Origin of the sequence: Streptomyces sp. NPDC029044, assembly GCF_040637495.1 — a bacterium.
Taxonomy (GTDB): Bacteria; Actinomycetota; Actinomycetes; order Streptomycetales; family Streptomycetaceae; genus Streptomyces.
Window position 1 is genome coordinate 32,991 of record NZ_JBEZWN010000013.1, and the last position, 24,116, is coordinate 57,106.

Sequence of the window (24,116 nt, forward strand, 5' to 3'; positions counted from 1 at the left end):
CCGCAGGGGTGCGTCGCCGGGTTCGCGTGCGGGTGCGTCGGGGCTGGTCGCGCCCACGCGGCGGAGCCGCACATCGATACAGCCCCGCGCCCCCGTTCAGCGGGTCCGGGGCTGCTCGGCATCAGGAGATCAGGTATTGGTCGTGCCCCAGTCGTCCTCGCCGCCGTTGTGGGTGGCTCGGTCGCGGAGGTGACGGACCCGGTCCGCCACGGAGTCGGGGACTCGGTCACCGACCTTGTCGCTCACCACGTGGTACGCCTTGCCCGCGAACTCACGGCCCTGGTGGGCCGCCGTCTCGGCGGTGTTGCGGACCGCGGGGTTCTGAGCGAACTGCCGGGCTGACTTCTTCAGCTGCTCGTAGCGCTCGCGCCCGGCCCTCGTGCCCAGCACGTAACCCAGGACGACTCCGGCGACGAACGTGAGCCGGTAACGCATGGCGGCCACCCTTTCCTTGCGTAGGTCTCCGGTGCGGCGTCGGTGCCGGGGAGTACCGATTGGCGGAGCACCCCCCTGCTTGCGCTAATGTATGTGTCGCAGCGAACGCGCGCCCCCTGGCGGATACCCAGGTAGGTACGTTCGATGCAAACGAGACCTTCCTCGGTAGCTCAATTGGCAGAGCAGCCGGCTGTTAACCGGCAGGTTACTGGTTCGAGTCCAGTCCGGGGAGCTCGGTCCTCCGTAGCTCAATTGGCAGAGCAGCCGGCTGTTAACCGGCAGGTTACTGGTTCGAGTCCAGTCGGGGGAGCAGGTTGAACAAGGACCCCTCTCAGGGGTCCTTTTTCATGTCCGTTTCCCTGGTCCGGGAACCGCGCGGCACCCGGCGCAGTCCTCAAGGTCATGTAGGCCGCGCGAAGCCGCCCAGCCGAAGCAGGAGATCGTATGAGCGGCTATGCTGCGGCAGACGGCGCGCACACATGTACGCGACACGCCGCTATGGGGCGGTAGCTCAGCCGGTTAGAGCAGCGGACTCATAATCCGTCGGCCGTGGGTTCGAGTCCCACCCGCCCCACCACGCGCTACGCGAGGAGAATCGATTAGTCCGGCGACTGATCGATCTCCGACTGATCGCTCTCGACGCGGGGCTCCGCCATCTCGGCGCTGTGGCACTCCTTCCGGTTCACCGGATGCGCTTCGCCGGTTTCGTGGCGGCGTTGAGGAGGTGTTCCAGCGGTCCGCGGCGGAAGAAGCGGGACCAGATCGCGGCGAACACGATCGCCCCGAGGACGAACATGAGCAGGGGCACCCAGGACGTCTGGGTGCTGGTCCCGGCGGGCACGGACAGCGCGGACTGGGCGAGGAAGTGGCCGACGTAGGCGGTCAGGGACATGGTGCCCACGGCGATGACCGGTTTCGCCAGGCGGCGCAGTCGCGGCAGGCGGTCCATCGCCACCGTCGCGCCCACGATCACGAGGATCGCGACGCCGACGCTGCCGATGATGTCGAACGTGGTGCCGCTGTGCGGCCCGGCCGCCAGGAGCGAGGACGCCGGCATGTCGGGGAAGGAGCCGCCGCCGGGGGGCATCGACCCGCTGCCGGGGGGCATCGAGCCGGAGCCGGAGGACGACGATCCGCTTTCCGCGAGGCTCTTCAACGCGTCCTTGCCGGCGAGCAGCAGGGACATGCCGTACGCGGTCACGGTGAGGGCGGCACCGAGCGCGGCCAGGCGCCGCTGGACAGTGCCGGCGGTCAGGTCGAGGCGGCCCAGCGCCATGCCCGCGATCACGAACGACATCCACGTGAGCGCCGGGTAGAAGCCGGTGAGCAGCAGATCGAGCACCCCCACCTCGCTGAGGCGGCGCAGCGGGTCGTAGGCGTTGATGCTCTGCTGGACCGAGGGGGTCAGCAGGGCGTTCAGGGCGAACGCCAACTGCGGTGTGACGAGGGCGAGCGCGGCCGCGGTGATCGCGAGGGTCCTGGCGCGCAGTCGCACCAGGGGCAGGGCGAGGAGGAAGTAGACGCCGTAGAAGCCGAGGATGATCACTCCGCCGTACTCCACGGCCATCGCGGTGCCGAGCGCCAGCAGGACCACGGCTCGGATCGCGATGCGGGCCTTCGCCTGCCGGCCGGCCAGGCCGGTCTTCGGCTCCCGGCGGCCGGCGAGCAGCATCAGTGAGAATCCGGCGAGGGTGGCGAACAGCACCGATGAGTGACCGTCCGACATGTACCGGATCCAGCCGGCGACGCCGGTCGTGGCGGACAGCGGGGGGCCGATGTGCACGACGTACATGCCGAACACCGCCAGCGCGCGGGCCAGGTCCACCCCGACGAGGCGTCCCATCGAGGGACCGGGCGAGGCCGGCACGGCGGACTCGGGGGAGGTTCGGGGCGGCGGAGGCGAGTTCTCCTGCGGAGCTGACGTCTCCTGTGGCGGCTGTGTCTGTGTCATACGGCGAATCTCGCGTGGTCGGCGGCGGCGGACCATCCGGCAGTCTTCGGCAACGGCCCCGCCGGTCGGCGGGTGACGCCCCGCCGACCGGCGGAACTCCCGTCCGGACCGGTCCGGCGCAACCGCCACCGGCTGTACGCGCAGCCGGTGGCCAACCAGCTCCCGACCCCCGCTCGGTGACCCATCCCCTGTGGTGGGGGCGACCGCGCTGCCCACCGCACCGGCCCGGTCGGTCAGTCCGTGCCGAGGGGAATGCGCAGCCGCACCCGGTAGCCGCCCTCCGGGGTCGGGCTCGCGTCCAGGGTGCCGTGCAGGATCTCGGCCCGTTCCCGCAGGCCGACCAGACCCTGCTGCGAACCGGGCAGGGACAGCGAAGGGCGGGTGGGCGGCGTGTTGGTGACGGTCACTCCGACGTCATCACGGTCCTGCCACAGCTCGACGCGCGCCCTGGCGCCGGGCGCGTGCTTGCGGACGTTGGTCAACGCCTCCTGGACCGTGCGGTAGAGGGCCCGTTGGGCGGGGGTGCCCACGGCAGGCGGCAGCTCGCCCGACAACTCCGCGTGAGTGCCGCTCGATTCCACGAGCCTGTGCAGGTCGGCCAGGGTGGGCTGGGGCGTCAGCTCGGTGGCGTGGCCGCCGGAGGCGCGCAGCAGCGTGACCATGGTGCGCAGCTCGTCGAGCGTGGTGACGCTCAGCGAACGGATCGTCCGGGCTGCCTCCTCGGCGTCCGCGTCCTTGGTGGCGACCTGAAGGGCTCCGGCCCGTACGGCGATCAGGCTGACCTGGTGGGACACCACGTCGTGCATCTCGCGGGCCAGCTGGGCGCGCTCGCGGGCCAGCACCGCCTGGGCGTGCAGGGTCCGCTCGTGCTCCCTGGCCTCCTCGATCTCGCCCAGCCGTCGCGCCAAGTCCCGTTGCGCCTGGAGAAGCTGACCGAAGAGGACCGGGGCCGCGGCGGTCGCCAGGCCGTAGACGAAGAAGACCAGCGTCATGGTCCGGTCGATCTCGTCCAGGGGCGAGGGAACGCTACTCGCGACGGCGGCCAGGGCGACGCACGCCGCGAGCAGACGGCGGTCGCGGGAGCGTGCGGCCAGGGTGAACAGCGCCACGAGCACGGCGACGGCGACGTCCTGCATCAGCGCGATGGGCAGGGTGAGCAGGAACACACCGATCGGGAACCTGCGCCGGAACATCAACGCGGCGCAGCCGACCGCGGCCAACGCGACTCCGAGGCCCGTGTGCTCCCACATGTTCAGCCGCACGTCCATGGCCGCCACCGCCACCAGCAGGATGTCGACGACCGGTGCGGGGACCCGCTGCCACAGGGCGCGGGCACGGCTCATCGGCCGGCCTCCGACCGCGGGCGCTCGTCGAGCAGACCGGCCCGCTGCGCCAGCAGCGCGGCCTGCACCCGGCTGGTCACCCGCAGCTTGGTGAGGATCGCGCTGACGTGATCCTTGACCGTGCCGGCGCCCAGGTGGATGCGGGTCCCGATGTCGGCGTTCGACAGCCCCTCGGCCACCAGGACGAGGACGTCGCGCTCGCGGGCGGTGAGCAGCCGGACGCGGGCCGCTTCCTCGTCGACTGCCGCCTCGGTGCCCGGGTGGCTGTGCAGCAGGGCCCGCGACGCCTTGGGCGACAGCACCACACCGCCCGCGGCGAGGGTGCGCACCAGGTGGGCGAGCTGTTCCGGCTCGGTGTCCTTGAGCAGGAAACCGGCCGCGCCGGAGTTGAGCGCGGTCAGGATGTACTCGTCGGCGTCGAACGTGGTCAGCATCGCCACCACCGGGGCGTCCGGCCTCGTCCGCAGCTCGCGCAGGACGGTGAGTCCGTCGACGTCCGGCATCCGGATGTCCAGCAGAACCACGTCGGGCCGCTCCCGGCGGACGGTCTCGACGGCGTCGCCCCCGCCGGCGGTCGCGACGACCTCGATGTCCTCGGCCGCGCCCAGGATGAGCCCGAACCCCGAGCGGACCAGTGCCTCGTCGTCCACCACCACTACCCGGATCACGCGCTCCGCCTCACCTTCACCCAAGCTCTGCAACCCATGCCGCCTCGACCCTAAAGCCGCCGGGAGCCCCTGCCGTCCGACGGGCGGCAGCTCCAGCCACACGGCGGGGTATCGCCCCCCGGTCGGCAGGGCGACCGGGATCGCCCGGCGCTTCCGGTGAGGACCGGTTCACCCGCCGGGCCTCGTGGCAGGAGCCGTCGGACAGGGGGCTGCCGGCGGTCCGTCCGCACCCGTCGGGTCCGGGGTCGCGCCGTGGTGGCGCCGGCGGTGGGTGTAGGCGGTGATCGCCTGCCAGAGGTCGCGGCGGTCCGTGTCGGGCCAGAGGCCGGGAGTGAAGTGCAGCTCGGCGTAGGCCGTGTGCCAGGGCAGGAAGTTGGAGACGCGCTGCTCGCCGCCCGTGCGCCAGAGCAGGTCCACGTCCGGCAGGTCCGCCAGGGGCAGGTGCCGTGCGAAGTCGTCCTCGGTGATCAGGCCGGGCTCCAGACGGCCGGCCCGGGCCCGGCCCGCCAGGGCGGCGGCCGTGCGGGTGAGTTCGTCGCGGCCGCCGTAGTCGATGCACATCGTCACCGTCAGGCCGGTGCGGGCGCGGGTGGTGCGCTCGCGCAGCTGGAGGACGTCGGCCAGGTCGGGCGGCAGGCGGCCGGCGCGGCCGTGCCAGCGCAGCCGGACGTCCAGATCGCGGAAGGGGTCGTCGGCCAGCTCGCGGCGGAGCAGGCCGAGGATCGCGTCGACCTCCTCCGGGTCGCGGTGCCAGTTCTCGGTGGAGAAGGTGTAGAGCGTCAGGTGGCGCAGGCCGATGTCCAGGGCGCCGTGGACCACCTCGCGGACGGCGTCGGCGCCGGCGCGGTGGCCCTCGTGCCGGGGCAGGCCGCGCTGCTGGGCCCAGCGGCCGTTGCCGTCCATGATCACGGCGACGTGGGTGGGCAGATCACCGGGCGGGATCCCGGGGGGCCGCTCGCCGCTGGGGTGGGGCGGCGGCCGCAGGAAGGTGCCGGCGGGTGCCGGCAGGGCGGGTGCCGGCGGCCGCTGGGCGTCGGGGTGCCGCGGTGGCGGCACCGTCAGCGGGGTCAGGCTCCAGGCCAGGGCCGCGCGCGCCCGGGCGGGGGCGAGGATGCGGGCCCGGGTGCGCAGCGCGGGCCGGGGCGGGGAGCGCAGGAGCGCCGGTCCGGCCGCGTCGACGGCGTCGAGCTGTGCGTGCAGCAGGGCGGCCATCGTGTCCAGGACCGTCGCGGGGCCCGGGTGCATGCCGCGGGTGAGGGCCTCCTGGGCCACCCACTGGCGGGCCAGGCCGGTCAGGTGCGTGACCAGGGCGGCGACGGCGGGGCTCCAGCGGCGCTGCGCCAGGTCGGCGGCCGACCCGGGGTGCAGGTCGAGGGCCTCGGCGGGCAGCAGGAGGTCGCCCTGGGCGAGGTCGGCGGACAGGTCGGTGAGGATGTCGGTGAGCCGGACGCCGTCGAGGAACTCCTCGTAGGCCTCCCGGGTGTCCAGGCGCAGCGCCACGGGGACGCCGGCCCGGTCGAAGACCGTGCGGACCTGGCCGAACCAGGGCAGGAGGTTCTCCCGGCCCCAGGCGCGCCATTCCGCCCAGTCGGCGAAGTGCCTGCCGCCGGTGTCGTCCTGGACCTGGGCCATGGCGTCCCGCAGCTCGGACAGGTCCAGGCGCCAGCGGTTCGCGGTGTCCACCAGGGCGTGGCGGACCGGGTCCGGGCTGGAGCCGGTGGGCAGTTCGCGGTGCAGAGCCGTGATCCAGGCCTCGACCCGGGTGGCCCGTTCGGCCGCGGGCGCCGTGCGGTCGTCGCCGAGGTCGTCGAGGGCGTTGGCGGCGGCCCACAGGGCGTGGAGCGCCGGGCGCAGGGCCGCGGGCACCAGCTGGATCAGCGCGTACTCCGCCGGGTCCTCGTCCTTCGTCCGGCGCCGGCACAGTCGGTAGGCCGCCCGCAGGGCCGGATCGTCGTCGCTCACCGTGCCTCCGGCCGGTCCGGGGGTTGCGTGGGCCGTTCCTCGGTCTGCCGTTGCTGTGGTCGCGGGGGGCGCATCGGTCACACCGAGGACGATACGTCCTGGTTCAGCGCGGTGATCACAGGGGCCGGGCACGCGTCAGGGGGGTACGTCACGGGCCCGGGCCCGGGTCGGGGTGCACGGCCTCGGTGATGCCGGCCCGGGCCGCTTCGAGCTGAGCGGCGAAGGCGATGCCGAGGAACAGGGCCACACCGGTCAGATTGGCCCAGAGCAGCAGGGCGACGAAGGCCGTCAGCGGGCCGTAGACGGCGCCGAAGGAGCCGCTCTTGGCGACGTAGAGCGCCAGCAGCCAGGTGGCCGTGATCCACAGCACCAGATGGACCGCGGAGCCGAACGCGAGCCAGGTGTAGCCCGGCTGGTCCCGGCGGGGCGCCCAGCGGAAGATCGCCGCCGAGGCCACCCAGGCCAGCAGCACGCCCAGCGGCACGTCGAGGGCACCCCACCAGTCGAGCCAGGTGCGGGACCAGCCGAGGGACTCGACCACCGCGCTGCCCACGGCGTCACCGGCCACCAGCACGAGGAAACCCAGGACCATCGGCATGCCCGCGGCCATGGCCAGGAGCAGGGAACGGCCGTACTTGGCCAGGAAGGGCCGGTCGCGCTCGATGCCGTAGATGCGGTTGGCGCCCCGCTCCACCTGGGCCATCGCCGAGGCCAGGTTGAGTACGGCGAAGGCCAGGCCCAGCCACATGGCGACGGCGCCCCAGACGCCCGAACCGGCACTGCGCGCGGTGCCGTCCAGGGCGTCCTCGACGAGGTCCGCGCTGGCGCCGGGCACGATCCGGCCGAGGGTGAGTTCGATGATCCGCCCCACGCTCTCCGTGTGCACGGTGGTGGCCACGCCGACCAGGGCGATGGTGAACGGCACCATGCCCAGGACGACCTGGAAGGCGAGGGAGCGGGAGCTGCTGAACCCGTCGGCGTAACGGAAGCGGGTGAACGCGTCGAGGAACAGCCGGCGGCCCCCGTAGCGCCGCAGCGCGGTGAACGCCTCGTCCCCGGAGAGTTCCTCCCCGATCATGTCCCGCGTCTGCGGGACGTGCACTGCGGTGCCCATCGAGAGGTTCTCCTTCTGCCTGCCCTGCGTACCGGACCAGCATGCCGGGCGGCACGGCCGCGCGGTGGGTCAGAAGGGCATGCGGCCGCGGGTGCGGCGGCCGGCCGAGCCGCTGCGGCTCACCGCGCGGGAACTGGAGTGGAAGGGCTTGCTGAACAGCCTGCCCAGCACTCCGGGCGCCTTGCCGCCGGCCCGGGCGCCGGCGCCGAGCGAACGCTGGGTGCCGCGCTCGGGGTGGCGCGAGAGGCGGGGGACGAGGAAGGCCAGCACGGCCAGGAGGACGCATCCGGCGATGACGACGGCGACGATCACGGACAACTCCCTTGTGTAGTGGGGGAGTTACGGGTTCCCCGTCACGTCGTCTCCATGTGGCCTCTCTGTGGCCTCCGTCCGGTCGCCGTCGCCCTCGTCTTCGGCTTCGTCCTCGGCGCTCGTGTCGTCGCGGTCGCCCTCGGCCTGGGAGGGGGTGGGACGCGGGGTCGTGTCCTGCTCGTCGTCGCGGTCGCCTTCGGCCTGGGACGACGGAGTGTGGTCGCTCATCGGGCACCTCCTCGCGCGGCTGGTCGGCTGCCGGGTACCCCCGCTGCGGCGGGAGCACCGGCCCGGCGCGCGGAACCCCGGGCTCCTGCCCCTCAGCCCCGGCGGCGCCTCGCGACGGCCCGTTGCAGCGCCGTGCGCAGCTCGGGCGACGGCGGCGGGCCGTCCGCCTCCGCGCTCGCCGTCACCGCAGCCGCGACGTCCCGCAGCTTCGTGTTCGACAGCTGGGACGTCTCCCGCAGGATGTGCCACGCCTGGTCCGAGGTGCAGCCGTGGGTGGCCATGAGGATGCCCCGTGCCTGGTCGATGACGGGGCGGGAGGCGATGGCCTGGCGGAGCTGCTCGACCTCCTCCTGTAGGACGTGCAGGCGCTCCGCGCGTTCCAGGGCGACCGCCGAGGAGGCCGGGGCGGCCGGCGTCACCGCGGAGACCGCACCGGCGGTGTCCGGACCGGCCAGCGGATCGGTCGTGTCCAGGCCCGCCAGCTCCAGGATCCGGCGCGGCTGGCCGTTCCAGTTCGCCGTCGTCACCGTCAGCGACCGCTGCCGGCCGTGGTCGGCGAGCACGTCCAGGAACTGAAGACCGGCCGTGTCCATGAAGTGCACGCCCGCCATGTCCAGGTCGACCCGGGTGACGGTGACCGGCAGGCCGGCCAGAGTTCGCGCCAGGATCTCCGCGCAGCCGTGGACGAGCTCACCACGGGGGGTGAGCTCGGCGCGGTCCGCGTCGACGCGGCCGGGGATGACCAGGGTGTCCAGCCCTCCGGTGAGATGTGGTGATGCCGCTGAGGTCATGTCACCGCCTTGTCGGTCCTCGTCTGTCGTGTTCGTCTCGCCGGACTGCACGACGTCACTCGCCCCCGTGGACGTCGGTGTGAGGTGCGCCTGCCCGCCGTACGGCGTACTACACACGTTCCGGGGGAATGAGCCTTTGCCGTACGGGTAAGAGCGCTGTGGTTCAGAAGCGTGGGGAGAGGGGCTTGAACACTCGGCAGCAGCTGTCGGCGACCGGCCCTCGCGGCCCGGTGCCCGGTCTGGCGGTGTTCCCGCTGGCCGGGCGGCAGGGCGTCCGGGCGGCCGGTGAGGTCGGCCTGACGACACGTGCGATCTGGGAAGGCGTTCTGGAGCAGGCGGTCCGCGAGGATGACGACGTGTACTACCTCGAACTGTCCGGCGTGACGTTCGTCGACGTCGCGGGCGCCGGTGCGCTCGCGGCCGCCGCCGGACAGCTCCGCGACGGCCGGCGGTTCGTGGTGCGCCGGCCCCCGCCGGTCCTGCGGCGCACGCTGGACCTGCTGTGGCCCGGCCAGAAGGGAATCGAGGTGTCCACATCATGACCGCCACGGTCACCGAGCCCTTCGGGCCCCTCGACCCCTTCGTCCACCCCGCGCTCTTCTACCGGGACGAGCAGGACTACCTCGACGGCACCCTGCCCTTCGTACGTGAGGGGCTGGAAGCCGGAGAACCGGTGGCCGTCGCCGTGCCCGGCAAGAACCTCGCCCTGATCCGGGACGCGCTGGGCGACGAAGCCGCCACCGTGCGGCTCCTCGACATGCGCGAGGCCGGACGCAACCCCGGGCGGATCATCCCCGGCGTGCTGCGCGCCTTCGCCGACGCCCAGCCGGCCGGCCGCCGGGTGCGCATCATCGGCGAGCCGATCTGGGCCGGCCGCTCCGACGCCGAGTACCCGGCCTGCGCCCAGCACGAGGCGCTCATCAACGCCGCCTTCCGGGGCCGTACGGCGACGATCCTGTGCCCGTACGACGTCCGGCAGCTGCCCGAGCACGTCGTCGCCGACGCCTACGCCACCCATCCGACCGTCATCCACCCCGGCTCCCGCGCCGAGCAGCGCAGCGACGCGTATGCCCCCGAGGGCGTCGTCACCCGCTACAACGAGCCGCTGCCGACCGTGCCGGAGGCGCTGTCGTTCGCCTTCGACTCCGACTCCCTGCCCCACGCCCGGCACGTGGCCGTCGGGGAGGGCGCCCGGCTCGGTCTCGTCGGCGTGAAGCTCGACGACCTGGCCCTCGCCACGGCCGAGCTCACCACCAACAGCGTGGTGCACGGCGGCGGTTCGGGCACGCTGCGGGTGTGGGCCGAGGACGGGTACGTGGTGTGCGAGGTCCGCGACGAGGGGCGGCTCACCGACGTCCTGGCCGGACGCCGGCCCGTGCCCCGCGACCAGCGCGGCGGGCGCGGGATCCTGCTGGTCAACATGATCGCCGATCTGGTGCGGCTGCACCGGAGCGACAGCGGGACGACCGTGCGCTGCTGGTTCGCCCGCTGACCCGCGCCTGACGCTCAGGTGTGCAGCGGGTCCAGCGCCAGCGGCGCGATCCTGCCCTCCAGCATCGCGCCGAGACCCTGCACGGCGCACACGTCCGGCCGCTCGGCGATGTGCACCGGCATGCCGGTCGCCTGCCGCAGCATCTGGTCCAGGCCCGGCAGCAGGGCACTGCCGCCGACCATCATGATCCCGCGGTCGGCCAGGTCGGCGACCAGGTCCGGCGGGCAGGCCCGCAGCACCTTGCCGATGCCGTCCAGGATCGCGGTGAGCGGCGTCTGGATGGCGTCCCGGACGGCCGCGGTGTCGACCTGGACGGACCGGGCCAGGCCCGTGGCGACGTCCCGGCCGTGGATCTCCGTGGAGGCCGGGCCCTGCGCGGTCAGGCCGTTGCCCGACAGGGCCAGCTGGAGAGGCCGCACCGACTGGCTCGGCAGCATCAGCTCGTGCTCGTGACGCAGGTGCTGCACGATCGCCTGGTCGACGGCCTCGCCGCCCACCGGGATGCGCTCGGCCGTGACGATCGAGCCGAGGGACAGCACGGCCACCTGCGTGGCCGCCGCCCCGCACACCATGATCATCGTGGCCTCGGGCTGCTCCACGGGCAGCCCGCAGCCGACGGCGGCGGCGATCAGCGTGTCGACCAGCTCCACCTTGCGGGCCCCGAGACCGACCAGCGTCTCGATCGCGGCGCGCTGGGCCAGCGGGTCGGCGTCGTGCGGGGTGCAGGCCGCGGCGCGCAGGATCGGCTTGCGGCGCAGCGCGCGGCGCATCTTGTCACCGAGCAGGTGCCGCAGCATGCGCTGCGCCATCTCGATGTCGACGACGGTGCCGCCGGAGACCGGCCGGACCACCCGGATGTAGTGCGGGGTGCGGCCCGTCATCTTCTCGGCGAGCTCGCCGACCGCGATCAGCGCGCCGGTGCGGGTGTTCACGGCGGCGGCGGACGGCTGGTCGACGACGAGCCCGGCCCCCTTGACGTAGACGCGTGTGCGGGCCGCCCCCAGGTCGACGGCGAAGTGGCAGCGGCGCAACTGCTCCAGACTGGCGGTCATGGCAGGTCCTCCCGAGAGCACAGACCGTGGGGGGCCGCCAGGTGGCGGGCCTCGCAGACGTGGGTCCGCCGGGCGGCGGGCCTCCTTCGCATCGTGCTCGGGAGGGGGCCGGGCCGCCTTTCGTGGGGGGCCGGGCGGGGCGCCGCCGAACGGGGGGTTCGGCGTCCGGTCACAGGGAGTGCGCGGCCTCCAGCAGCGGCGCCAGGGAGGTCACCGTGGTGGTGCAGCCGGCCTCGCGCAGCTGCCGCTCGGTGGTGGCGTTGCGGGCGAGGCCGACGAAGCGCAGTCCGGCCCGCTGCGCGGCGGCCAGCTCGGCGACCGTGGAACCGATCACCAGGCCCGTCGCGGCCGACCCGTCGCAGGCGTCGAGGGCGCGGAGCATGCAGTCCGGGTGTGGCGTGAGCAGAGCCAGGTCCTCGGCGCGTCCGTGGACGCCGGCCAGGGGCAGGGAGCCGTAGGGCCGCAGATAGCGGGGTACGGCCTCGGCGCAGACGTCCGTGATCACACAGACGCGGCGACCGGAGGCGTGCAGGGTGCGGACCAGGGGCGCGGAGTTGTGCGTCGCCGGCGCGTGCGGCACCGCCCGGAGTTCGATCTCGTCCAGACGCTCCCGCAGCAGCGGCCCGAGCGGGTCCCGCGCGAAGGCCCGGAGCACGTCGAGCGGATGGGCGAACGTCTCCCGCACCGCGCCGGGCGGGGCGTGCCGCGGGGCGCGGTGCTCGTCGACGAGGGCGAGCAGGCCGAGCACGGCCTCGCGGGCGGTGCTCGCCGAGAACAGGCGGGCCATCGGGCCGTCGAACCCGACCAGGACCGTCTCGGCCTCGCCGAGGAGCCGCGGCAGCGGGAGCTGTGCGGGAGCGGTCCCCCGCGGTTCGGGCAGGGCCGTGCCCTCCCGGTCCAGCTGCACCGACGCCGTCACCGACAGCCCGGGCACCGGCCAGTGGCGCAGCCCGGTGCCGACCGCGCGTTGCGCGGCACCCGCCCGGCGCAGCGGGTGCCGCCGGGTGATGCGGGCCGCCTCCTCCAGCAGGTGGTCGAGCAGCACCTCGGACACCCTGCCGGTCCCGGCCCGCACGAACGCGACGGGGTCCTCCACGTGCCAGGACAGCTCGACCGCGGCGGCGAAGGCGCCCTTGCCGGAACTCGGCAGGGAGACCCGGTGGTGGGACTGGTGCGTGGTGAGGTCCACCTCGTAGTACGTCACGAGCCCCGGCGGCCGGTCGCCGTGCGGCCGGGCCGGGTTGAGGAGGGTCAGCGGACCGTCGGGGCGGGTGTGGACGACGGCCGTGCGGCCGGGGGCCGGTATGCCGAGCCGGCGCAGGTCGCGGGTGATGAAGGGGCCCTGCACCAGGTCGCGGGCGCCGGGCTCCGGGGTCGTGGCGGGAGACAGCGGGCAGTACCAGGCGACGGGCGGGGTGTCGGTGGCACCGTCCTGGAAGAGGGGCTGGAAGCGCTGGGGGCCCTGGGCGGCCGAGCTGGCCGCGAACTGCTCGTAGAGGTCCGGGGAGACGATCACCTGGATGTCGGCGGGCACGCGCGGCGGCTCGGGCGGCGGGGCGGGCCGGTCCCAGAACGTGACGGTCAGGGGCGGCGGGTCCACGAGCCCGGTGAGGACCTCGGGCAGGCCCCGCAGGACCGCGGCCAGGACGGGCAGGAGGTAGGTGCCCGGTTCGGTGTGGACGTCGTAGCCGCCGCCGCGGACGCGCACGTCGAACTGGTGGGGGGCGAGCGCGCCGCGGGACAGCATCTCGTGCACCGCGTATTCGAGGGTGATGCGGGCCTCGGGGTGGCCGGTGAGGTCGTCGGCCTCGAAGAGGATCGTGGGCGCGGCGGCCTCCGGCCCGGACTCCAGCCCCTCCTTGAGGGTGCGCAGCCGTTCCCGGGCGGCCGCGGCGGCCGGTCCCGGGACGCCGTCGAGGGGGTCGCCGTACCAGAGGCCGAGGGCGCGCCGGGGGTCGCCGGTGTCTTCCGCGAGGAGCCGCTCGCAGTGCAGCACGTCGACGTACAGGTCCGGCACGTGCAGTGCGTACGCGTCGGAGAAGGCGACGAGACCGCCGTCCGGCAGGACCTGCCGGACCTCCGCCGCCAGGGCGTCGAGGCGGTGGGCGGTCTCGCTCTCCGGCAGGGGTCCCTCCCACAGACCGCGGGCCAGTTCGGAGCGGGCCACGCGCCGGCCGGGCCGCAGGAGCAGCATGCACAGCAGCGCCCGGGCCTCGGGGGAGGGCGGTTCCACGGGCTCCGTGCCGGCACTGATGCGCAGGGGGCCGAGCAGGGTGAAGGAGCGCGGCGGTGGCCACTCGGCGGGCAGGCGGGCGGCGTACGCGGCGGCTTCCCGCAGCTCGTGCCGGTCGATCAGGTCGAGCAGTTCCCGGTGCTCAGGGGGCGCCTGGACGCCGGCGACCAGCTGCTTGAGCAGCCACCGGAACTCCGCGACGTCCGCCTCGGGGGCCTTGCCCCGGGACTCCTCGCCCAAGGTGATGCGGCTGAGCAGCACCGTGCCGTCCGGGCGCAGCAGCAGGCCGGCCGGCCCGCGCTCCCCGCGCACCAGACCGCGTGCGTGCAGGGCCTCCAGCCCTGCCATGCCCTGGCACACCAGGCGGGCGAAGGCCGGGAAGGTGATGCCCGAGAGCACTTCGGAGACGGTCAGGCCGTCCACGAACTCCGTCACCAGGTAGGGCGCGTCGCCTTCCACCCCGAAGTCGAGCACCTTCACCACGTGCGGATCGTCGACCCCGGCCAGTTCCCGCGCCTGGCTCAGGAACCGTTCCTGTGGGGCGGGCTGCGCACGGTACCGGCGCACGATCACCTGCCGGTCGGAGCGGACGTCCACGGCCCGGAACACGCGCCCTTCCCCGTCGCGCCGCCCCGTCAGCCGGTACCGTCCCGCGAACGGCGTCTCCCCGCCGAGGCGCCGCACGGTCTCCTCGCTGACCGTCGCGAACGCCTGGCCCGAGTCGCCCTTCCCGCCGCCCGTCTCGGCCCGGAACTCCCCGGCCGCGAGCCCCGCCCGCTCGTCGATCAGCCCCCCGACCCGTTCGAGGAACTCCCGGGTCCGCCCGCGGGCCGTGCGGGGCAGGGAACGCAGCAGCAACTCCCGTACGCCGGGCCGGAACGCGTAGGAGCCGGGCGGGCCGGGCGCGGAGGTGAGCATGCCGCTGAGGATGACCTCGGCCAGGTGCTGGGGGCGCGGGTCGCGCTCCAGGGTGCGCTGGACGAGGCGCATCACCGGCACCGAGGGGACTGCCAGCGCGAGATGCCCGGCGAGGCGGAAGGCCTCCGGGGACGCGGTCGCCCGGAAGCGCAGGACCAGGTCCTCGGGGGAGGCGGTGGCGACGTCGGGGGTGGGCTCGGCGGGCGGTGCGGGCGCGGGCGGCAGCCAGGCCACCGCGCCCGGGGTCCGGGCGCCGCCCGGGTCGGCGAGCAGGGCCGCCCAGTGGGCCAGCCAGGGAGCGCCCGGTTCCAGGACCGGCAGCGGCAGGGCCCGCTCCGGGGGCGGTGACCCGTCGTACGGGCTGAACGCGAGGGTCGCCGAGGGGGCCGCGGTGGACGGGGACGTCAGCAGGCCCGGCTCTGCGGGTAACGCCGTGGTGGGCCACAGGTGTTCGGGGAGGGGCTGGACCACGGCGAGCGGCATGCGGTGGGCCCACTGCCGCAGGGTGCGGTACCAGCGCTCGCCCGCCTCGCCCGGACGCCACTGCGGTCCCATGCAGTCGCTGACGACGAGGGTGGCCGTGCGGCCGTCGTCGAGGACGGGGACCCGGCGGGCCCGGCCGTCGGGCGTGACGGGGTGCAGGGTGACCGTGCGGAAGATGCCCGACTGGGCGAGCGCCGTGTGCAGTTCGCTCACCAGGGGGCGCCAGACCGGCATGGTCGGGCCGGTGTCGTGCACGAGGTTCAGGCGCAGCCAGCGGTCGGGCGCCGGGCGCAGCACGGGCAACCACACGTCCGGGTGGGCGCCGAGCCGCGCGATCCGGTCGGCCGTCGCCCGTTCGTCCAGCAGGCGCAGGTGCGGGGAGGGCACCTTGCGCTGGAGCGGGCGCAGGGCGCGCTGGAGCGCCAGGGGGTGGGGCAGCATCGGGGGCGCGGGCGCGAGGAGGGGCGATCCCCCGCCGGAGCGGTGGCCGGGGCGGCCCGGGGAGCGCGGGGCGGGGAGGCGGAGCGGGACGCGGCCGGGGGCGGCCGGCGCGGGGGGCCCGGCGGACTGCTGTGATTCGGGGGCGGCGGGCGCCTCCTCCTTGGGGCCGGGAGATGCTCCCTCGGTGACGGGAGTGGTGGGAGCCGACGGCCGGCCGCTCCCGGGCTCACCGGACGGCGGGTCCAACTGGGCGGCCAGCCACACCAGTTCGGCGACCTCCCGCGGGGTCGGCGCGGCACCCGCCGCCGCCAGGGCCGCCTCCAGCCGGACGACCGGGGACGGCCCGGGCCCGCCGTCAGAAGCCATCGCCGTCGGCCGCCGCGCTGAGGTACGGCATCAGCTGCTCGGCGAGGTCGTCGCGGGAGGCGGCGTCCAGGCCCGCCACTCCCGTGAGGTAGAGGGCGTTCAGCAGCTGGTCGGTGGCCAGTTCGCCGCCGGAGGCCCGCTCCAGGAAACGGGTGATCAGACGGTCCGCGTCATCGCCCGGCGTGTCCAGGTGGGCCCGGACGATATGGGTGAGCTGGTCCCGGCCGGGGCGGCGCAGCTTCAGCCGGACGCAGCGGCGCAGGAAGGCGGGCGGGAACTCGCGCTCCCCGTTGCTGGTCAGCACGACGAACGGAAAGGCCCGGCAGCGGACCCGGCCGCGGCGGACGGCGACCGGGATGTCCGTGCCGTCGGCGAGCACCTCGGCCCCGCCGTCGCCGGAGTGCCGGGCGGCACGGACCAGTTCGGGGATCTCGTACTGGCCCTCCTCCAGGACGTTCAGCAGGTCGTTCGGCAGGTCGAGGTCGCTCTTGTCGATCTCGTCGACGAGCAGGGCGCGGGGGCGGTCGTAGGGGAGCAGGGCCGTGCCGAGCGGGCCGAGACGCAGGTGGTCCTCGACGCCGCCCCGTTCCTCCGCCTCCCGGGCCGCGTACAGCCGGGACAGCGGGTCGTACTGGTAGAGGCCGTCGGCCAGCGAGCTGCGGCTGGTGATGTTCCAGCGCAGCACCGGGCCGAGCCGCAGCTCCCGCGCCACCGCGTAGGCGAGGGACGACTTGCCGGTGCCGGGCGGGCCGGTGACGAGCAGGGGGCGGCGCAGGCAGAGCGCGGCGTTGACGAGCCGGACGCTCTCCTCGGTGGCGACGTACGACTTCGCCCGGTGCACACGGTCGGGGGAGACGGCCGTGGCGTCGTCACCGTCGTGCGGCGGCGGCAGGGCGGGCCCGCCGTCGAAGGCACGCCAGGGCGGCGGGGCGGGCAGGTCGTCGATGCCGTCGTGCGGCTCGTTGCGGCCGGTGTAGACGGACCAGTGCGGCATGGAACGTGGTCTCCGCTCTCCGTTTTCGTGCGGGTGTCTCTGGGGGGCGTGGTTTTCGTGCGGGTGTCTCCGGGGAGTGGCAGGCGGCGGGGCAGGCGCGTCGGGTGCGGGGGCGGGTCAGGCCACCGGCGACCTCGCGTGCGCGGCGGTGACGGCGTGCGGGTCGGTGAAGACCCGCGGGTCGTCCCAGAGCAGCTGGATGCCGCGGGCCCAGTGGTCCTCCTCGGCGTGCGCCTCTTCGCGCAGGGCGAGGACCTGGCGCGGGAGTTCGGCGGGCGGTACGGCCATGACGTGAGCGTCGAGCGCGTCGAGGAACGTCTTGCCGGTGCAGCCGTCCGCACCGGCGCACTCCTCCTGCCCGGACCCGCAGCCGCCCCGCGACCACACGATCACCGGAGCCGGCGCGGCGAGCGAGGTGTCGAAGTGGGGCCGGGTGCGGGCGGCGGCCGGGGCGGTGCCGAATCCGGCGAGGCAGGCGTCGTGCTGTCGCAGCCGCAACCGCAGCCGTCCGGGCTCCTCCGGCACGCCGCACTCCACCCGGTGCACCCGCGCGCCCGGCCAGGAGTCCAGGCGATTCCACGTCCGGGTCAGCACGTGCCGGGTGCTGGCCTTGCGGCGGGCGTGGTCGGTGACGACCAGCGGGTAGAGGCAGCCGAGCGGCGTGTCGTCGTCGGGGGCGCTCTCCCAGTGGTCGACCGGCCAGTCCAGCCAGTCCCGGGGCAGCGCGAACGCGACCAGTTCGTCGGCGCCGGGCGTCAGATAGCGGAAAGCCGTCTCGATCCCCTCCTGCACGTACGCGTGCAGCCGGTGCTGCTCGACCGTGCCGGAGTCGACCGGGTGGCGCCGCCCCCCGCTGTACGCGGACACCTCGACCCGGACCAGGCCGTCGCCCGCACCGCTGTGCCCGAGCTCGACGAGGATCGGCGACCAGTCCGGGGCCGACGGCTCCACCGCCGGGGTGTGCAGCAGGTCCTGGAGCCGGTCGGCGAACCGGGTGACGGTCCGCGCGGCGCCCGGGCCGTCCAGTTCGCACAGCACGAACAGGGCCGCCGACCACAGCGAGTCGAACCCCTCCCCGGGCGGCGGAGGATCGAACGGGTCGGCCGCCGCCGTGTACAGCCGCACCGGGTCGCAGTCGACGCCCGCGCGGGCCGCCCTCTCCACCAGGGCGCGCAGCCGGGCGCGGTCGGCGGTGGCGTGGTCGGAGGTGGGCACCAAGCCCTCCAGGCCCGGCCAGTAGCGGGACATGACCTCCGTGGGCATCATCCGGCCGGTGCGCACCTCGCCCCTGCCGGCGTCCGCCGTGACCATGCCGACGACCTCGCCGGTGTCGGCCAGGGTGACGGCCGCCCCGCTGAAGCCGGGGGCCAGGGGCTGGCCGCCCTGGTGCCAGGCCTCCAGCTGGAGCCACTCCCGCCGGATCAACTGCGGCGCGGTGACCCGGCATTCGGTGAGAGTGCCCTCGTCGAAGCCGCGCGGGAAGCCGTAGACGACGAGCTTGCGGTCCGTCGTGCCGTGCGCCGCGTCGGCCGGGGCCAGCGCGGCCGGGGCGACCGGCACCTCCCGGTCGAGTTCCAGCACGGCCAGGTCGCCGGGGTCGGTGACGCCACCGGCCCAGCCGCCGTGCGCGACGACCCGGGCGGACACGGACGGGGTGCCGGGCCGCTCGGTGAAGGTCACCGCCAGGCCCTCGCCGTCACCCACGACATGGGCGCACGTCAGCACCGTGCCCGGGGTGACGAGGAAACCCGCTCCGGCCACCCGGCCCCGTAACTCGATCCGGGCGTGCCACTCGGCGCTGTTCATGAGGCGGAGCTCGCCCCGGGGGCGGCCGGGGACCAGGTCAGCCTGACCACGAGATGGCCCTCGGCGGTGCCCTTGGCGATGAACGCGCCCGTCTCGGCGGCCAGTTTCACCCCGAACTCGATCTCCACGCCGTCGGGTCCGAGCGAGCCGTCCCGGAAGACGCGCAGCGCCGACTCGGCCGCCGCCCGCACACCGTCCAGGGCGCCCTCGAAGGTGCGGGCCGCCTGGACCGTGCCGTCGCCGCGGGCGACCAGGCGGGAGCCGGACGCCTCCTCCACCGCCTCGACCGCGACCACGGCCCCGTCATCGGTCTTGAACTCGACCAAACCGTCCACGACACCCCCGTCGTCCGATTGCGCTGGGCAGCACCATTGTGACGGAAGGTGCTCGATGACGCAGGGGGCATCGGCCGAACTCACTCACCGACGATCCCCCGGATCACCCCCAGCTCCACCAGGTCCTGCGGCCGGATGCGGAGTTGGTCCGCCGTCGCCTCCACCTCGCGCGGGGGCCGCTTGAGGATGGCCGCGGCGAGTTCGGGGCCGATCACCGAGAAGTAACTGTCCGGTGTGGCCCAGGTGTTACCGGGTGCGGCGAGGGCCAGTGCGCCGCCCGAGCCGCCCTCGCCGATCACCAGCGTGGTCACCGGCGTGCGGGCGCCCGCGACCGCGGCGAAGACGTCGGCGATCGCCGCGCCCGCGCCCTGCCGCTCCGCCTCCGCGTCGTTGGCCGCACCCGGGGTGTCCACGAGGGTCAGCACCGGGATGCCGAGCCGGTCCGCGAGGCGGATCAGCCGGGCGGCGGTGCGGTAGCCGGCGGGGCGGGCCGCGGTCCCGGTCTGCGCGGCGTAGGCGACGGTCCGGCCCTCGTGGGTGCCGAAGCCGCACACCATGCCGTCCGGGTCGGTGCCGCCGCAGCGGTCGCCGCTGATCGCGACCCGGTCGGTGAAGTAGGCGTCCAAGTAGGCCGTGGCGCGTGGCCGTTGCGGGGAACGGGCGCGGCGGACGGCGTCCCACCCGGTGGCGGGCAGGGTCGTGGACCCGCCGAGCGCTCCGGGCGGCGGCGCGGGCGTCGTCGACGGGCACGTCAGCAGCCGCAGCCACCGTCCGAGCGTCTCCCGCAGCTCCTCCGGCCGTACGACCGCGTCCGCCGCGCCCGCCGCGAGCTGCGCCTCCGCGGTGTACGCCGCCGGGTCCGCGTCCGCCGGCCGCACCCGGGAGCCGGCGAAGCCCACCTGGGCGCCGGGCAGCGCGAGCACCACGTCGGCGCCCGCGCCCAGGGTGGCCCAGCCGCCCCCGGTGGTCGGGTCGCGCAGGACCGCGACCTGCGCGAGACCGGCCTCCCGGGTGAGCGCCGACTGACGTGCCACACGCTGGAGTTGGGTCAGCGCCCGCATGCCCTCCTGCATGCGGCTGCCGCCCGTCGCCACCAGCGGCACGACCGGGAAGCGGCGTTCCCGGGCGTACGCGTAGGCCGCCTCCAGCCGGTCGCCGGTGCCCTCCCCCAGGGAGCCGCCGAGGAAGCCGAACTCGAACGCGATCAGCACGGCCCGGGTGCCGCCGATCCGGGCGGTGCCGCACACCACGGACTCCTGCTCGCCGGTGCGTTCGGCGGCCCGGGCACGGGAGGCGTCGTAGCCCGGCCAGCCGAGCGGACCGTCGGGCTTCGGCCTCCGCGCCGGGACGGGGAGTTCGGCGAAGGTGGCGTCGTCGGCGAGGGCGGTGACGGCCTCGCGGGCCGAATAGTGCTCAGCCATGGGCCAGCGCCCGCTTCATGATCTTCCCCATGTCGTTGCGGGGCAGCGCGTCGAGGTGGTGCACGACCCGCGGCCGCTTGTGCGGGGCGAGCCGCCGCGCCACATGACCGGCCAACTCCTCCAGCCCGGGCGGCGACTGGGCATCCTCCGGCACGATCCACGCCACGATCCGCTCACCCAGATCGGCGTCCGGCTCCCCGGTGACGGCCGCCTCCCGCACCCCGGGGTGTTCGAGGAGTGCGTTCTCGATCTCACCGGCCCCGATCTTGTAACCGCCGCTCTTGATCAGGTCGGTGGCCTTGCGGCCGACGATCCGCACGTAGCCGTCGGGGTCGCGCACCGCCATGTCGCCGGTGCGGAAGAAGCCGTCGGCGGTGAAGGCGGCCTCCGTGGCGTCGGGACGGTTGAGGTACTCGGTGAACAGGTTCGCACCGCGCACCTGGATCTCGCCCACCGTCTCCCCGTCGTACGCGGTGACCTGCGAACCGTCCTCCTCGACCAGCCGCAGCTCCACGCCCGGCAGTGGCACGCCGACCGTGCCCGGGCGGGCCTCGCCGTCGGCGCGGACGCTGGTGTTCATCAGTGTCTCCGTCATGCCGTACCGCTCGATCACCCGCCGCCCGGTCGCGGTCGCGATGCGGCCGTGGTCGTGCACGGGCAGCGCCGCCGAGCCGGAGACCAGCAGCCGCGCTCCGGTCAGCGCCTTCACCAGTTCCGGGTCGCTCGTCACGGCCTCGGCGATCCGGTGGTACATCGTCGGCACGCCGAACAGCATGGTCGCGCCGGCGTTGAGCTCGCGGGCGACGCCCTGGGTGGTGAAGCGGCCCAGGTGCCGCACCGACCCGCCGCGCCGCAGCGGGCCGAGGATGCCCAGCACCAGGCCGTGCACGTGGAACAGCGGCAGTCCGTGGACGAGGACGTCGTCGCCGGTCCACTGCCAGGCGTCGGCCAGGGCGTCGAGAGTGCTCGCGATGGCCCGGCGGGGGACGACGGCGCCCTTGGGCGGGCCGGTGGTGCCGGAGGTGTAGACGATCAGGGCCGGGGCGCTGTCGTCGGCGGGCTCCACGGGGGCGGCGCCGGTGCCGTGCACGTCAACGTCGACCCGGTCCAAGCCCTGTACCGGGTCCGGGAGTTGGTCGTCGGGTGCTGTCAGCACCAGGCCGGGGGCGCTGTCGGTCAGGATGTGCCCGAGCTCCTTCTCACCGGACTTGGGGTTGAGCGGCACGGCGGGCACTCCGGCCAGCAGTGCCGCGACGACGGCGACGGCCGTCTCCATCGTGGGCGTCGCCCAGACGGCGACCCGGCGGGCGCCCCCGATGCGTTCGGCCGTCGCACCGGCCGCGGCGGCGAGTTCCGCGTACGTCAGTGAGCGCTCGCCGAACCGCAGGGCGGCCCGGTCGGGTGAGCCACCGGTCAGGGCCGGGAAGAGGGAGGTCACGCGTCACGTCTCCTTAGCTGTCTGCCGGCAGCTGTCTGCCTGCTCCACTGGTCGGCGGGTGAGCTGCCCCAGCCGGGGACGACCATCACCAGCCACGCCGCCGCGGGACGACCGCGACCACGATCCCTCCGTACACCATCCACTGCCGGAAGAAACGCTCGCGGTCCACGCCGGGACGGCGGCCAGGACGAGCACGCCGTTCGTGGAGAAGGCGCTGACGTCCACGACGGTCGCGAGACGGCGGGCGCGGCCACGGCGAGCCTGCGCTCCCGCGACCCGGAAGATGCCGGTGCCCGGTGCTGCGGCGAACCGGTGTATGCGCTGCGGGCGGAACCGGGGAATGCATTCCCGGCTCCGCCCGCCGGCACTCAGACCGAGGCGCGTGGTTTGCGACGGATCGCTTTTCTGGATTCGTCGAAGCAGCAGAGGGCCACACCACAACTGATGACGATGGCCAGTGTGCCGATCACCGTGTCCGGCCCGACCGATTCGGCGACGATCGAATTCAAGAACATTCCGGCCACAGCGAGCTCACCGAGCCCGAGCAGTGCGAGCCACACGACACGCAAAGGGCGACCGGCCGTCCTGGCCCGAGCCTGAACCGAGCCCAGCAGCGCGGCTCCTCCGATCAGGCCCAGGAACGCCGCACCGACCACGAGGGCGTAGACGACGCCGCTGCTTCCAGCAGGCTCGGTGTGGTCGATTTCTCCGGTTTCCGGAGCCAGGAAAGCGAACGCGAACTCAAGCAGGGCGAGGTACGCGGCCTGCACCAGCAGCAGGATCGGTGCTACCCGATGGGTCAGTGCGTTCTTCATGCGTTGCTCCTGACGAGCCGGCCGCTCTTGACGATCCACAGGTTGCCCCTGGACAAGTTGCTCTTGCAAGAGGACCTGGCCTTCTTGGAGGCTTCTCCGTTCGAGTGTCGCTCGTTGTAGTACCTCCCTATCGCCCGTCCCTTTTTATTGTTCCTGAGATCCATCTCCTTGTCGTTGCCTCTCGACTGCGATTCGTGCCGGGTGGCTACTTCGTAGGCCGTTTCGTGGTCGATGTAGATCTCCATCAGCGCGTTCCAGTAGCAGTGCCGGAAAGCGTCACCCTTTCCCAGCCAGAGGGAGCTGTCGGCGTAGTAATCCTTGGCGTATTTGACCGCGACCTCTGCCATGTCTCGGGCCTTGGAACAGTCATAGGGGTTCCACATGCAGTACCTGCGCTCGGAGGGAGTCACGTCGTAGCTTGCTCCGCTCGGGTCGAGCAGCACGGGGAACGCGAGCGTCTGCCCGGCGGCGGGGGCGAGGGCAACCTCGATGCTCGCCCCAGCCGCCTTCATCGTCACGGGAACTTCGGTGCCCTTTGCGTCGACGGCCTTGGGGGCGCTGAGGAAGGTGACCACATTGCTCTGCCCGTCCGCGATCATCACCGTGTTGCCGGACACGGCGGAGATCTCCTGCCCTGCCCGCAGGTCGACCTGGTAGGTGAACGTCTGCGGTGCCTCGCTGCTGCGCAGCTGGTGGAAGACTTCGACTCGATTCTCGCTGTCGCGGACGGCGATGGTGTCGGCGTCACGCTGGGTGTTGGGGTATATCACCAGGCCGGTCTCGCTCAATTGTGCAGCCGTGGCGGAGGCGACAGGGAGATCGATCAAGGTCTGGCCCGCGCCGTCTGCGCTGTTGCCGGATATCGAGCCGTCGGATGTGAGGGGCAGCTCGGTCGTCGCCGTCTGGGCTGCGGAGTCTTCGGTTTCCGGCTTCTCCGGGTCGATCTCCTCGATGTAGCCGGGCGGTGTGTCGTCTTCCTCCGGGATCTCGTCCTCCAGCTCCTCGGTTTCCTCCAGTCCTTCGTGAGGGTGGAGGAGGTCCGCGAAGTGTGCCTCGGCGATCTCGTTCACGAACGCCATGGGGAGTTCGCCGGTGATGGCGCCGACGCGGAAGGTGTATTCGGCCCGGTCGGACCAGATGCCCGCGGCGCTCTTGACCCGAGCGGTCAGAGTGTGGGTGCCGCGCGTGGGGGGATTCACCGTGACGGTGGTCTTGCCGCCGGTGAGGACGACGGTCTGCGTTGCCCCGCCGTTGAGGACGTACTCCGCGACGGCTGCCTTGCCGGCGGGATCCGCCAGAGTGAACGTTCCTGCGGTGCCCGCGCCCCCGTGCCACAGTCCATCAGCCGGGTAGGTCGTCGACGAGACGGTCGGAGCGGCGGGAACGGACGGATCCACGCTCAGGGTGCGCCAGGCCGACCAGGTGCCGTTCCAGTCGGTCCCGTCGTAAGTGGCGACCCGCCACTTGTAGGCACCGACCGCCAGAGCGGGCGAGGTCCAGCTGCCCGGCGTTCCGGAT

At 73.8% G+C, this 24,116-nt stretch carries 20 protein-coding genes and 3 tRNA genes; 5 read left to right on the forward strand and 18 right to left on the reverse strand.

Annotated elements, in window-relative coordinates; genetic code table 11:
• Positions 1–129: 129 nt before the first annotated feature.
• Positions 130–435: a YtxH domain-containing protein gene (locus tag AB0E85_RS14125; RefSeq protein ID WP_062926707.1), complete on the reverse strand. Its 306-nt coding sequence runs from the start codon at positions 433–435 to the stop codon at positions 130–132.
• A gap of 159 nt (positions 436–594) precedes the next feature.
• On the opposite strand from AB0E85_RS14125, the gene AB0E85_RS14130 reads away from it, so the two are divergent.
• From AB0E85_RS14130 to AB0E85_RS14140, 3 genes are all read left to right on the forward strand, one after another.
• Positions 595–667 (forward strand) — tRNA-Asn (locus AB0E85_RS14130).
• 5 nt (positions 668–672) lie between these two features.
• A tRNA-Asn gene (locus AB0E85_RS14135) sits at positions 673–745 on the forward strand.
• Between the two features lie 190 nt (positions 746–935).
• Positions 936–1,012: transfer RNA gene (locus tag AB0E85_RS14140), tRNA-Ile, on the forward strand.
• 105 nt (positions 1,013–1,117) lie between these two features.
• Here AB0E85_RS14140 and AB0E85_RS14145 read toward each other — a convergent pair.
• The 8 genes from AB0E85_RS14145 to AB0E85_RS14180 all read right to left on the reverse strand — a co-directional run bounded on the left by AB0E85_RS14145 (position 1,118) and on the right by AB0E85_RS14180 (position 8,804).
• Positions 1,118–2,386, reverse strand: coding sequence for a DUF418 domain-containing protein (locus AB0E85_RS14145; protein ID WP_361925975.1), 1,269 nt, complete (start codon positions 2,384–2,386; stop codon positions 1,118–1,120).
• A gap of 233 nt (positions 2,387–2,619) precedes the next feature.
• Positions 2,620–3,729 (reverse strand): histidine kinase, encoded by a 1,110-nt coding sequence (locus AB0E85_RS14150; RefSeq protein WP_361925977.1) that lies wholly within the window; start codon positions 3,727–3,729, stop codon positions 2,620–2,622.
• The gene (locus AB0E85_RS14155; protein ID WP_361925979.1) at positions 3,726–4,421 is read right to left on the reverse strand and encodes a response regulator transcription factor; all 696 of its coding nucleotides are present in this window, start codon (positions 4,419–4,421) and stop codon (positions 3,726–3,728) included. The genes AB0E85_RS14150 and AB0E85_RS14155 overlap by 4 nt, the downstream gene beginning before the upstream one ends.
• Positions 4,422–4,565: 144 nt before the next feature.
• Positions 4,566–6,359, reverse strand: a complete 1,794-nt coding sequence (uppS, locus tag AB0E85_RS14160; RefSeq protein ID WP_361925981.1) for a polyprenyl diphosphate synthase — start codon at positions 6,357–6,359, stop codon at positions 4,566–4,568.
• A 148-nt stretch (positions 6,360–6,507) separates the two neighbouring features.
• The gene (locus AB0E85_RS14165; RefSeq protein ID WP_361925983.1) at positions 6,508–7,473 is read right to left on the reverse strand and encodes a YihY/virulence factor BrkB family protein; all 966 of its coding nucleotides are present in this window, start codon (positions 7,471–7,473) and stop codon (positions 6,508–6,510) included.
• A 69-nt stretch (positions 7,474–7,542) separates the two neighbouring features.
• On the reverse strand, positions 7,543–7,785 hold the full coding sequence (locus AB0E85_RS14170) for a DUF6411 family protein (protein WP_031131162.1): 243 nt from the start codon (positions 7,783–7,785) through the stop codon (positions 7,543–7,545).
• A gap of 27 nt (positions 7,786–7,812) precedes the next feature.
• Positions 7,813–8,013, reverse strand: a complete 201-nt coding sequence (locus AB0E85_RS14175; protein WP_361925985.1) for a hypothetical protein — start codon at positions 8,011–8,013, stop codon at positions 7,813–7,815.
• 92 nt (positions 8,014–8,105) lie between these two features.
• Positions 8,106–8,804 carry an ANTAR domain-containing protein gene (locus AB0E85_RS14180; RefSeq protein ID WP_361925987.1) on the reverse strand — a complete coding sequence of 233 codons (699 nt, stop codon included), beginning with the start codon at positions 8,802–8,804 and terminating at the stop codon, positions 8,106–8,108.
• 185 nt (positions 8,805–8,989) lie between these two features.
• Here AB0E85_RS14180 and AB0E85_RS14185 point away from each other — a divergent pair, with 185 nt between their 5' ends.
• Together AB0E85_RS14185 and AB0E85_RS14190 are read left to right on the forward strand one after the other, a co-directional pair.
• On the forward strand, positions 8,990–9,346 hold the full coding sequence (locus AB0E85_RS14185; protein WP_361925989.1) for an STAS domain-containing protein: 357 nt from the start codon (positions 8,990–8,992) through the stop codon (positions 9,344–9,346).
• Positions 9,343–10,296 carry an anti-sigma factor RsbA family regulatory protein gene (locus AB0E85_RS14190; protein ID WP_361925992.1) on the forward strand — a complete coding sequence of 318 codons (954 nt, stop codon included), beginning with the start codon at positions 9,343–9,345 and terminating at the stop codon, positions 10,294–10,296. Before AB0E85_RS14185 ends, AB0E85_RS14190 begins: the two co-directional genes overlap by 4 nt.
• 14 nt (positions 10,297–10,310) lie before the next feature.
• On the opposite strand, the gene AB0E85_RS14195 is transcribed toward AB0E85_RS14190, so the two are convergent.
• The 9 genes from AB0E85_RS14195 to AB0E85_RS14235 form a co-directional block, all read right to left on the reverse strand.
• A complete protein-coding gene (locus AB0E85_RS14195) occupies positions 10,311–11,348 on the reverse strand; it encodes a rod shape-determining protein (RefSeq protein WP_361925994.1) in 1,038 nt (345 codons plus the stop codon).
• Between the two features lie 169 nt (positions 11,349–11,517).
• Positions 11,518–15,789, reverse strand: coding sequence for an SAV_2336 N-terminal domain-related protein (locus AB0E85_RS14200; protein WP_361925996.1), 4,272 nt, complete (start codon positions 15,787–15,789; stop codon positions 11,518–11,520).
• The gene (locus tag AB0E85_RS14205; RefSeq protein WP_361925998.1) at positions 15,779–16,783 is read right to left on the reverse strand and encodes a MoxR family ATPase; all 1,005 of its coding nucleotides are present in this window, start codon (positions 16,781–16,783) and stop codon (positions 15,779–15,781) included. The genes AB0E85_RS14200 and AB0E85_RS14205 overlap by 11 nt, the downstream gene beginning before the upstream one ends.
• 117 nt (positions 16,784–16,900) lie before the next feature.
• Positions 16,901–18,589 (reverse strand): trypsin-like peptidase domain-containing protein, encoded by a 1,689-nt coding sequence (locus AB0E85_RS14210; RefSeq protein WP_361926000.1) that lies wholly within the window; start codon positions 18,587–18,589, stop codon positions 16,901–16,903.
• On the reverse strand, positions 18,586–18,924 hold the full coding sequence (locus tag AB0E85_RS14215) for a CU044_2847 family protein (RefSeq protein WP_361926002.1): 339 nt from the start codon (positions 18,922–18,924) through the stop codon (positions 18,586–18,588). The genes AB0E85_RS14210 and AB0E85_RS14215 overlap by 4 nt, the downstream gene beginning before the upstream one ends.
• 80 nt (positions 18,925–19,004) lie before the next feature.
• Complete coding sequence (locus tag AB0E85_RS14220) at positions 19,005–20,345, reverse strand: carboxyl transferase domain-containing protein (RefSeq protein WP_361926004.1); 1,341 nt, start codon at positions 20,343–20,345, stop codon at positions 19,005–19,007.
• Positions 20,338–21,783, reverse strand: coding sequence for an acyl-CoA synthetase (locus tag AB0E85_RS14225; RefSeq protein WP_361926006.1), 1,446 nt, complete (start codon positions 21,781–21,783; stop codon positions 20,338–20,340). Before AB0E85_RS14225 ends, AB0E85_RS14220 begins: the two co-directional genes overlap by 8 nt.
• 368 nt (positions 21,784–22,151) lie before the next feature.
• Positions 22,152–22,598 carry a hypothetical protein gene (locus AB0E85_RS14230; protein WP_361926008.1) on the reverse strand — a complete coding sequence of 149 codons (447 nt, stop codon included), beginning with the start codon at positions 22,596–22,598 and terminating at the stop codon, positions 22,152–22,154.
• On the reverse strand, positions 22,595–23,995 hold the full coding sequence (locus tag AB0E85_RS14235; protein ID WP_361926010.1) for a hypothetical protein: 1,401 nt from the start codon (positions 23,993–23,995) through the stop codon (positions 22,595–22,597). Before AB0E85_RS14235 ends, AB0E85_RS14230 begins: the two co-directional genes overlap by 4 nt.
• Positions 23,996–24,116: the final 121 nt, after the last annotated feature.

Coding starts and splice junctions, on each gene's coding strand:
- AB0E85_RS14125 (WP_062926707.1), bottom strand. CDS start 435: ATGCGTTACCGGCTCACGTTCGTCGCCGGAGTCGTCCTGGGTTACGTG.
- AB0E85_RS14145 (WP_361925975.1), bottom strand. CDS start 2,386: ATGACACAGACACAGCCGCCACAGGAGACGTCAGCTCCGCAGGAGAAC.
- AB0E85_RS14150 (WP_361925977.1), bottom strand. CDS start 3,729: ATGAGCCGTGCCCGCGCCCTGTGGCAGCGGGTCCCCGCACCGGTCGTC.
- AB0E85_RS14165 (WP_361925983.1), bottom strand. CDS start 7,473: ATGGGCACCGCAGTGCACGTCCCGCAGACGCGGGACATGATCGGGGAG.
- AB0E85_RS14175 (WP_361925985.1), bottom strand. CDS start 8,013: ATGAGCGACCACACTCCGTCGTCCCAGGCCGAAGGCGACCGCGACGAC.
- AB0E85_RS14180 (WP_361925987.1), bottom strand. CDS start 8,804: ATGACCTCAGCGGCATCACCACATCTCACCGGAGGGCTGGACACCCTG.
- AB0E85_RS14190 (WP_361925992.1), top strand. CDS start 9,343: ATGACCGCCACGGTCACCGAGCCCTTCGGGCCCCTCGACCCCTTCGTC.
- AB0E85_RS14195 (WP_361925994.1), bottom strand. CDS start 11,348: ATGACCGCCAGTCTGGAGCAGTTGCGCCGCTGCCACTTCGCCGTCGAC.
- AB0E85_RS14200 (WP_361925996.1), bottom strand. CDS start 15,789: ATGGCTTCTGACGGCGGGCCCGGGCCGTCCCCGGTCGTCCGGCTGGAG.
- AB0E85_RS14205 (WP_361925998.1), bottom strand. CDS start 16,783: ATGCCGCACTGGTCCGTCTACACCGGCCGCAACGAGCCGCACGACGGC.
- AB0E85_RS14210 (WP_361926000.1), bottom strand. CDS start 18,589: ATGAACAGCGCCGAGTGGCACGCCCGGATCGAGTTACGGGGCCGGGTG.
- AB0E85_RS14220 (WP_361926004.1), bottom strand. CDS start 20,345: ATGGCTGAGCACTATTCGGCCCGCGAGGCCGTCACCGCCCTCGCCGAC.
- AB0E85_RS14230 (WP_361926008.1), bottom strand. CDS start 22,598: ATGAAGAACGCACTGACCCATCGGGTAGCACCGATCCTGCTGCTGGTG.